Raw genomic sequence first — 9,501 nt, 5'->3', positions numbered from 1 at the left:
GCCCCGTATGCGGGTCAGCGCTACCGCGCGACCCGGCTGATCCTTCTGTCCGGCCGTACTCCGCCCCGCCGCGGGCCCCGCTTCGCGGTCAGGGACTTCCGGACGATGTAGCCCCCGGGGCCCTTTCACCGGGTGCGGACCGTGGGCGCCTCCGGCGGAGATCCCCCACCCCGCCCCTCCCCGAAACCATGGGGCTCCGCCCCCTGGACCCCGCCGGGGCTCCGCCCCGGACCCCGCTCCTCAAACGCCGGAGGGGCTGGATTTTTGCGGAACGCTCGCCCCGTCACTGGTCGGACGAGAAGCGGACCGCCCCCGCCGGGATGTCCGCCCCGCACCACACCCGTACGCCGTCCCGCAGCTCGTTGTCCGGGCCGACCAGCGCGCCGTCCCCGACCACCGCGCCCTCCAGCACCGTACGGGCGCCGATGCGCGCCCCCGCGCCGACGAGCGAGTCGCGCACCTGGGCGCCCTCCTCCACGACGGCGCCCTCCAGCACCGTGCTGCCGTCGATGCGCGCGCCCGCGCCCACCCGGGCCTGGGGGCCGATGACCGTGCCGCCGGTCAGCTTGGCGTCGCCCGCGACCGAGGCGCTGTCCAGGACGAGGCGGTCACCGCAGCGCCCCGGGACGGCCGGGGAGGGGGCCCGGCCCAGCACCAGGTCCGCGGAGCCGCGGACGAATGCCTGGGGGGTGCCGAGGTCGAGCCAGTACGTGGAGTCGACCATGCCCTGAAGATGCGCGCCCGCGGCCAGCAGACCGGGGAAGGTCTCGCGCTCGACGGAGACGGGGCGGTCGGCGGGGATGGTGTCGATGACCGAGCGGTTGAAGACGTACGCGCCCGCGTTGATCTGGTCGGTGACGATCTCCTCGGGGGTCTGCGGCTTCTCCAGGAAGGCGGTGACCCGGCCCCGCTCATCGGTGGGCACCAGCCCGTACGCGCGCGGGTCGGGGACCCGGGTGAGGTGCAGAGAGACATCGGCGCCCGTCGTGCGGTGATTGTCGACGAGGGCGCGGATGTCGAGGCCGGTGAGGATGTCGCCGTTGAAGATCAGCACCGGGTCGTCGGGGCCCGAGCGCAGCCGGGAGGCGACGTTGCGGATGGCGCCGCCGGTGCCGAGGGGTTCCTCCTCCGTGACGTACTCCAGGTGCAGGCCGAGCGCGGAGCCGTCACCGAAGTACGGCTCGAAGACCTCGGCCAGATAGGAGGTGGCGAGCACGATGTGCTCGACCCCGGCGGCGCGGGCGCGGGCGAGTTGGTGGGTCAGAAACGGAACGCCCGCCGCCGGGACCATCGGCTTGGGAGTGTGCACCGTCATCGGGCGCAACCGGGTTCCCTTGCCGCCGACCAGGAGGATCGCCTCTGGCGATGGCGTTGCTGGCGCAATGGTCACGTAACGTCTCTGCTTCCTGCTGGGGCTCGCCGGTCGGCGGCCAGTGTATGCAGATCCCCGGACCGCGCCTGATCAGCGCCCCTGGAGGCGGGCGGCTGTCTTCCGTACCGAACCGAGCTTCTTGTAGAGGTCCTTGCCCGGGCACTCGGTGGCAAAGCCGTCGCGGTGACCTGCGATCACATGGAGCTTTACGTTGGTGCCCTTTTTGTACTTGTTGCCGCCGCCGGACACCAGATGCGTGGTGCCACGCGGATTTCGCTTGAAGAGGCCCAGCTTCCACGCGGTGAGCTTGGCGATGGCCTTCACGGCCTTGGCCGAGGGCTTCTTGGACGAGAAAGTACCGAGGACGGCGACGCCCATGCTGTTGGTGTTGAAGCCCAGCGTGTGCGCTCCGCGGACGGCTTTGGCCACACCGCCGGAGCGACCCTCGTAGATTTTTCCGCACTTGTCGATGGTGAAGTTGTAGCCGTAATCGCGCCATCCCAGGCTCTTCACGTGGTAGCGGTAGATACTGCGCAAAACGGAGGGCGCCTGGGAGCAACGGTACTTATTTCCCGTCACGGTGTGGTGGATGAAGGCGACCTTCACGGTCTTGCTGTAGACGTGGCCCGTTTCACGGATCTTCTCGTCGGCACCCCAGCCCGCGCGCGTGACGATGCTGGGCCGCGGCGCGCTGTAGCGGGCGGCGTTCGCCTTGGTCACCTCCTCGGGGAGTGCGCCGGTCGGCGGGGTGATGGCGCTGGGCGGCGAGGTGGGGCGGGTGGCGTGAGCGGAGGGTGCGGAGGGGTACGGCAGCGGCCTGGCGGATGACCCGGAGGGCCTGGGGGACGGCTTCCCCACCGACCCCGGCAACTTCCCCACTGACCCCGGCGGCTTCCCCACCGGCCCCACCGACCCCGGCGGCTTCCCCACCGGCCCCACCGACCCCGGCGGCTTCCCCACCGGCCCCACCGACCCCGGCGGCTTCCCCACCGGCCCCACCGACCCCGGCGGCTTCCCCACCGGCCCCACCGACCCCGGCGGCTTCCCCACCGGCCCCACCGACCCCGGCGGCTTCCCCACCGGCCCCACCGACCCCGGCGACGGCCTCGCGCCCGGCGCGGCACCTCCCGACGCCGACACGGCACCCGTCTTCGCGGCACCCCCCGGCGTCGGCGCCGGATGTGCCGGAAGGGCGCGCAGTACGGCCTGGTCCGGGGGCGGCGGCGCCGGGGCCTGCCCGGGGTCGACCAGCTCCAGCCGCAGCCCGGACGGCAGCGCCGCCGACCTGGCAGCCACGCCCCCGCCCGTATCCGCACCCGCACCCCCGACTCCGTCCGCCACCGCCACCCCCTCGGGCCGCACCCGCGCCTGCACGCCGTCCGAGTCGCCGACCCACAGCGGTGCGGTGCCGCCGTGGGCCCGTACGCCCCGGAGTTCGGGTGAGTCGGGGTCGGGGCCGTCGTCCCCGTACGGCAGCAGGTCGCGCCATGGGGACCACGCACCGCCGACCGCGCGGGTGCGCACCTGCACCCGGCCGCGGAGGTCGGCGGAGGGCTGGTCCCAGACGACACCGACGAGCGAGAACGGCCGTACGCGCGACGCGGCGACGCCACGGTCAGCCGAAACGCCCCGGTCAGCCGGGACCGGAGCATCGCCGCCGGGCGCGGCCACGCCCCGGTCGAGCCCGTCCGCCGCCAGCGGAAGGAGCGGCAGCGACTGCGTGGAGCCGGAGGAGGAGAAGGAGGAAGGGGAAGGCGAGGAAGAGGAAGGCGAGGAGGAGGGGGCGGCGGCCCGCTCGGCCCGGGCATATGCGGGGCCGGGATAGACGGCGAGGGGCAGGGCGAGGGCGGCGGTGCACGCGACGCCGATCGAGGATGCCAGGTATGCACGCATGATTGAAATCGTCTACATAAGGGGACAAACCTGTCCATTCGGAAGAGCGGCCACGTCGCGGACCGTTCGCCGAGCCGAGCCCCACCGACCCCGTCCGCGCCGCATCTTCGGCGCGTAGTCTTGCGCGCGTGAACGCCACCGATCGCACCCCCGCCGACCTGCTGGGATCCGCGCTCGCCGCGGACCCGCCCCGCCCGCTCGTGACCTTCTACGACGATGCCACGGGCGAACGTGTCGAACTCTCCGTGGCCACCTTCGCCAATTGGGTGGCGAAGACCGCCAATCTGCTCCAGGACGATCTGGCCGCCGCGCCCGGCGACCGATGCGCACTGCTGCTGCCCGCCCACTGGCAGACCGCCGTGTGGCTGGTGGCCTGTTCCTCGGTCGGGGTCCTCGTGGACATCGGGGGCGACCCGGCCGCCGCCGATCTCGTCGTCAGCGGCCCGGACACCCTCAAGGAGGCACGGGAGTGCTCCGGTGAGCGGGTGGCGCTGTCGCTACAGCCGCTGGGCGGCCGGTTCCCCCAGTTGCCGGAGGGGTTCGCGGACTACGCCGTGGAGGTGCCCAGCCAGGGCGACCGCTTCGCCCCGTACTCCCCGGTGGACCCGGAGGCACCCGCGCTGGCCGTCGGCGGTGTGGAGCTGACGAGCGCGGAGGTGGTGGAGCGGGCGCATGCCGACGCCGCCGCGCAGGGGCTCGGGCCCGGTTCGCGGATCCTCTCGGGGCTTCCGTACGAAAGCTGGGAAGGGCTGTCGTACGGGCTGTACGCGCCGCTGGCCACCGGCGGTTCGGTGGTGCTCTGCCGCCATCTGGACCGGCTGGACGAGAAGGGGCTGGCGGGGCGCAAGGAGAGTGAGCGCGTCACCGCCACCATGTCCTGAGACGGCTCACGCCCTGAGACGGCTCATGTCCTGAGACCACTCACGTCCTGAGACCACTCACGCTCTGAGACGGCTCACGCCCTGAGACAACTCCACCCCCAAGCCGACACCCCAGGCCCCAGCCCCCAGCCCCCAGTCCCCGCCCCCCTTCCCACCCCTGACCCGTCCGGCGGACCGCGGGCCGGGTCCACGGGCCGCCTCGCCCACCCCGCGCGATGATCTACGGATACGTACAACCATGCGCGGGCTTCGCATGTCTGTTCCGTTAATCGGTATCCCGGTAATCGGCAGGTATCCCGGTAATCGGTATCCCGCCATGCGATGCCGCTCCGCCCCCGGGCGGAAGACGGGTGGGAGGACGCGGACGTGACGACCGACAGTTCCGAGCCTGCGCCGAGACGCAGGCGCCGCTGGCCGCGTGTCCTCGCGCTGGGCGTGGCCATGCTGGTGCTGTCGGCGGCCGGGGCGGGGTGGTGGTTCTACGAACGCCTCGACGGCAATATCCGCACCGACACCCGGACCACGACCGAGCTGAGGAAGTACGAGGCCGAGCGGCCGGTGTCGGTGGTGCGGGACGCCCAGAACATCCTGCTGATCGGCTCCGACAACCGGGGCGGCAAGGGCAACGGCAAGTACGGCAAGGACACCGGCACCCAGCGCTCGGACACCACGATCCTGCTGCATCTACAGGCCGGCGGTAAGAGCGCCACCGCCGTCTCCATACCCCGCGATCTGATGGTGGACATCCCGGCCTGCGACCAGCCGGACGGAAAGCGGACCAAGGCCCAGTTCGCCCAGTTCAACTGGGCGTTCGAGGCCGGTGGCGCGGCCTGTTCGATCCGTACCGTCGAGAAGCTGACCGGGATCCGCGTCGACCACCATCTGATCGTGGACTTCAGCGGCTTCAAGCGGCTGGTGAACGCGGTCGGCGGGGTGGAGATGTGTCTGAAGGAGCCCGTGGACGACGCCGAGGCGCATCTGAAGCTGCCCGCGGGCCGTCAGGTGCTCCACGGGGAGCAGGCGCTGGGCTATGTGCGTGCCCGGTACAGCATCGGCGACGGCAGCGACACGGAGCGTATCGGCAGACAGCAGGAGTTCATGGGCTCGCTTGTGAAGAAAGTGCAGAGCAATGGTGTGCTGCTCAATCCGGCGAAGCTGTATCCGGTACTCAACGCGGCGACGTCCTCGCTGACCACCGATCCGGGGCTGGATTCGCTCAAAGATCTGTACGGACTGGTGCGCGGGGTGCGGGACATTCCGCGGGAGAAGATCCGGTTCCTCACGGTTCCGCGGCAGCCCTACACGTACAACAAGAACCGGGATGAGCTCGTCCAGCCCGACGCCGACCGCTTGTTCCGGCAGTTGCGGCTCGACCGGCCGGTGCCGGTGGCCCACACCGTCACCGCCTCGACGGGCGGCGACCAGAAGGCCGGCGACCGCAGCCCGTACCAAGGGACGACGGCCGCACGAGGCATCTGCGAGTAAAGGCGCGTTAAGGGCGGGCCATGAATCGTGAAGGGCGGGACAAGAATTGGGCAGATTGCCCAGTTGTAGGGAAGTGGAATTTGCCACCGGCGTCGCTTGACGCTGATCCGGGCGGATAGTGTGAGCGATCCGGTGCGCTCTACGAGGTGGCCGCGCACTGCACGAAGACAGATGGAGCGCCTTGAGGGGGAGGCGCCGCGTGGCACCGACGGAGGACACAGGCGACCGTGGACGCGCAAGGCCCTGGCGGGGCGGGTGACTTCGACCCAGCCGATCAGTGGGTGTTCGACCCGAATACGGGCAATTACGAGCTGCGGCTGAACCCCGCCGAGACATCGGAGGACACCACCGAGCTGCGAGCGGTCTCCAGATCGTCGAGCGCTGACGGCGCCACCGACTCCGAGCCCAAGGGGCGCCGGCGCGCGGCCAAGCGGGAGTCGGAGAAGGAGAAGGAGACCGGCTCGGTCAGCCGCCGCAAGCCGAAGCCGAAGAAGTCGAAGACGAAGAAGGCGCTGTACTGGGGCAGCGGCACCCTGGCCTTTCTGCTAGTGGGCGGTTCCGCCGCGGCCTACTTCGTCTATCAGCACCTCAACAACAACATCAGCAAGGTCGACGTCGGCGAGAACAACGCCGCGGTCTCCGACGGCCCGATGAACATCCTGCTGATCGGCACCGACCGGCGCGACGGCAAGGGCAACGAGGGGTACGGCGACGCGGGGAGCGTCGGCCATGCCGACACCACACTGCTCTTCCATGTCGCCGAGGACCGGTCCAACGCGACCGTGCTGTCCATCCCGCGCGACATGATCACCGACATCCCGGACTGCCGTACGAAGCAGAAGGACGGTTCCTTCAAGAGCATCCCGGGCGAGTCGGAGGTGCGCTTCAACACCAGCCTGGGCCAGGAGGGGCGGGACCCCGGCTGCACCTGGCAGACGGTCGAGAAGCTCACCGGGCTGGAGATCGACCACTTCATGATGGCCGACTTCAACGCGGTCAAGGAGATGTCCTCGGCGGTCGGCGGGGTCGAGGTGTGTCTCGGCAAGGACGTCAACGACCCCAAGTCGCATCTGAACCTCAAGAAGGGCCGCCATACGATCAAGGGCGAGGAGGCGCTGGCGTTCGTCCGGACCCGGCACACCGTCGGCTTCGGCGGCGACCTGGACCGGATCAAGCTCCAGCAGCAGTTCCTCAGCTCGCTGATGCGCAAGATGAAGGACAGCGGGACGCTCACCAGCCCGGGCAAGATGTGGGACCTGGCGCAGACCGCCACCAAGGCGCTCACGGTGGACACCGGGATCGGCACCGTGAACAAGCTGGCCTCACTGGGGAAGAACCTGAGCAAGGTCGACCTCAAGAACGTCACCTTCGCGACCGTCCCGGTCGTCGACAACACCGACGGTGCGACCGTGCTGCTCGACAAGACCAAGGCCGAGCCGCTGTTCTCCATGGTCCGCCAGGACGTGTCGCTGACCGAGGTCAAGCAGAAGGAGAAGGCGGCCAAGGACGAGCAGGCGGCCCGGCTGAAGGGGCCCAAGGCCGATCCCGCCGATGTCCGGGTCAAGGTGCTCAACGGCAGCGGGCGGTTCGGCGCCGCCCAGGAGACCGTCGACTGGATGCAGAACACCGAGGGGATGCTCCGCACCAGCAACGGCGGAAACGCTCCGTCAGAGCTGAAGAAGACGACGCTGGAGTACGCTCCCAACCAGGCCGACCAGGCACGTCGGCTGGCCGACAGCATGGGGCTGCCCGCCTCCGCCATGAAGGAAGGCACGAAGGACGCCGAGCCGAAGGCGGAGATGAGCCTGACGCTGGGGGCGGACTTCAAGGGCGCCGGCACACCGATCTCCGCTCCGGCGAAGGCGCCGAAGGACATTCAACGGGTCGAGGCCGACGACAAGAACGTCTGCGCCAAGTGACCTCACCGGCCAATCCGCCCTCTTCCATTGAGCCGGACGACAGACAGACAGCAGGAGGCCCGATGCGGCAGAGCAGTGTGCGGGGGAAAAGAGGGCGGCGGGCCACCGTTCCCGAACCCCGTGAGCACGGTGAGGACGGCAGCCCGTCGGAAGGGGAGCGCCCCACGTCACCGGAGGCGGGGCGCCGCTCGAGCGGTGGAGGGCGGGGCGGTCGGGGGCGGCCAAAACCAAAGCGGAGTCGCGGGGTGCGGATCCTGCGCTGGACCGCCCTGACGCTGGCCGTGCTGGTACTCGGCGGGGCCGGCGCCGGATACTTCTACTACGAACACCTGAACGGCAATCTGAAGAAGGCGGATCTGGACCTCGGCGACAGCAAGCTCGGCAAACCCGAGCCCAACGCCGCCGGCCAGACCCCCCTCAACATCCTGCTCATCGGCTCCGACGGCCGGAACACCGCGGAGAACGTCAAGCTCGGCGGCGCCAAGCGGGACGCGGACCGCAAACCGCTGGCCGATGTGCAGATGCTGGTGCATGTCTCGGCCGACCGCAGCAATATGTCGGTGGTCAGCATTCCGCGGGACACCCGGGTGACCATCCCCCGGTGCACCGATCCGGCCGACGGGACGGTCTACCCGAAGACCGTGGGGCCCATCAACGAGTCGCTCCAGTACGGCGGTCCGGGCTGCACGGTCGCCACCTGGAAGGAACTCACCGGCGTCTACATCGATCACTTCATGATGATCGACTTCTCCGGGGTGGTCTCCATCGCGGACGCCATCGGCGGCGTACCGGTGTGCGTGAACAACAACGTCTACTCCCATGACAGCGACGGCCACGGCTCCGGTCTGAAGCTGACCAAGGGCACCCACAACGTCAAGGGCGTCCAGGCGCTCCAGTGGCTGCGCACCCGCTACGGCTTCGAGGACAACACCGACATAGGCCGGGCCAAGGCCCAGCACATGTACATGACCTCGATGATCCGCCAGCTCAAGTCGGGGACCAAGCTCAGCGACCCGGGCAAGCTGATGGACCTCACGGAGGCCGCCACCAAGGCGCTGACTGTCGACCACGGCCTCGGCTCCCCCAAGAAGCTGTACGACCTGGGCAATGACCTCAAGCGGGTGCCGACCAAGCGCACCACCATGATCACCATGCCCTGGGTGTACGGCGAAGGCGAGAAGTACGTGCTGCCCAAGCCGGGCGACGCCGAGCAGACCTTCTCGCTGCTGCGCAACGACACAGCGCTGGACGGCAAGGACAAGAAGAAGCCCGACGCCACCCCGGCGCCCACCGCGCCCAAGGACCAGCTCCCGGTGGTGGTGCAGAACGGCACCGCCAGCACCGTCCTGGGGCCGGCCTCCGGCCGGGCCTCGGAGATCACCTCCGAGCTGGCGCGGCTGGGCTACGCCAAGGCCACCGCGAATTCGGTGCTGATCTCGCAGGCCGACACCACCGTCCTCTACCCGGGCGAGGACCGGCAGGGCGACGGCCTGGCCGTGGCCAAGGCGCTGAAGCTGCCGAAGTCCGCCGTGAAGTCGTCGAAGTCGGTGCGGGAGATCACCGTGGTGGTCGGCAACGACTGGCGCCAGGGCACCGCCTATCCGAAGCCGGCCACGGACGACGGCGACAAGACGCCCAAGAGCGCGGACGCGCTCAACGGCGAGGAGAAGGGCTGCATGAAGGTCAACCCGGGCTACAGCTTCTGACGCCCCCGTGCCCCCACGACGCCCCGTGAGGGCACGGATGCCTCCGTGAGGGCACGACGCCCCCGTGACGGCACGACGAAGGGGCCGGACCCACCAGCGGACGCTGTTGGCTTAATCCCCGGCTCTGATGCTTCGCCCCGTCGTTATGCGGCGGGGCGAAGTGCTGTCAAGGGGCTGGTCCGGGTGCGGGCGCGGGGCTGGTCGCTGAGCCAGGCGTTGATGCGGATGAGGTTGATCGCGGCGCC

Annotated in this window: 6 protein-coding genes and 1 pseudogene; 5 read left to right on the top strand and 2 right to left on the bottom strand. The window is 70.0% G+C overall.

The window, feature by feature from the left end:
- Positions 1-111, top strand: a pseudogene (locus KN815_RS50915) (DNA-3-methyladenine glycosylase 2 family protein); the annotation flags it as partial.
- A 172-nt stretch (positions 112-283) separates the two neighbouring features.
- On the opposite strand, the gene manB reads toward KN815_RS50915, so the two are convergent.
- The gene (manB, locus tag KN815_RS33225; protein WP_216345572.1) at positions 284-1,390 is read right to left on the bottom strand and encodes a mannose-1-phosphate guanylyltransferase; all 1,107 of its coding nucleotides are present in this window, start codon (positions 1,388-1,390) and stop codon (positions 284-286) included.
- A gap of 72 nt (positions 1,391-1,462) precedes the next feature.
- Positions 1,463-3,265, bottom strand: coding sequence for a peptidoglycan recognition protein family protein (locus KN815_RS33220; RefSeq protein ID WP_216345571.1), 1,803 nt, complete (start codon positions 3,263-3,265; stop codon positions 1,463-1,465).
- Positions 3,266-3,393: 128 nt separating this feature from the next.
- On the opposite strand from KN815_RS33220, the gene KN815_RS33215 reads away from it, so the two are divergent.
- From KN815_RS33215 to KN815_RS33200, 4 genes are all read left to right on the top strand, one after another.
- A complete protein-coding gene (locus KN815_RS33215; RefSeq protein WP_216345570.1) occupies positions 3,394-4,146 on the top strand; it encodes a TIGR03089 family protein in 753 nt (250 codons plus the stop codon).
- Between the two features lie 366 nt (positions 4,147-4,512).
- Positions 4,513-5,631, top strand: a complete 1,119-nt coding sequence (locus KN815_RS33210) for an LCP family protein (RefSeq protein WP_216345569.1) — start codon at positions 4,513-4,515, stop codon at positions 5,629-5,631.
- A 227-nt stretch (positions 5,632-5,858) separates the two neighbouring features.
- Complete coding sequence (locus KN815_RS33205; RefSeq protein ID WP_216345568.1) at positions 5,859-7,550, top strand: LCP family protein; 1,692 nt, start codon at positions 5,859-5,861, stop codon at positions 7,548-7,550.
- 62 nt (positions 7,551-7,612) lie between these two features.
- A complete protein-coding gene (locus KN815_RS33200; protein WP_216345567.1) occupies positions 7,613-9,256 on the top strand; it encodes an LCP family protein in 1,644 nt (547 codons plus the stop codon).
- Positions 9,257-9,501 lie beyond the last annotated feature (245 nt).

It is taken from the genome of Streptomyces niphimycinicus (assembly GCF_018883605.1).
GTDB classification, from domain to species: domain Bacteria; phylum Actinomycetota; class Actinomycetes; order Streptomycetales; family Streptomycetaceae; genus Streptomyces; species Streptomyces niphimycinicus.
This window is presented reverse-complemented; position numbering and strand designations above follow the sequence as displayed.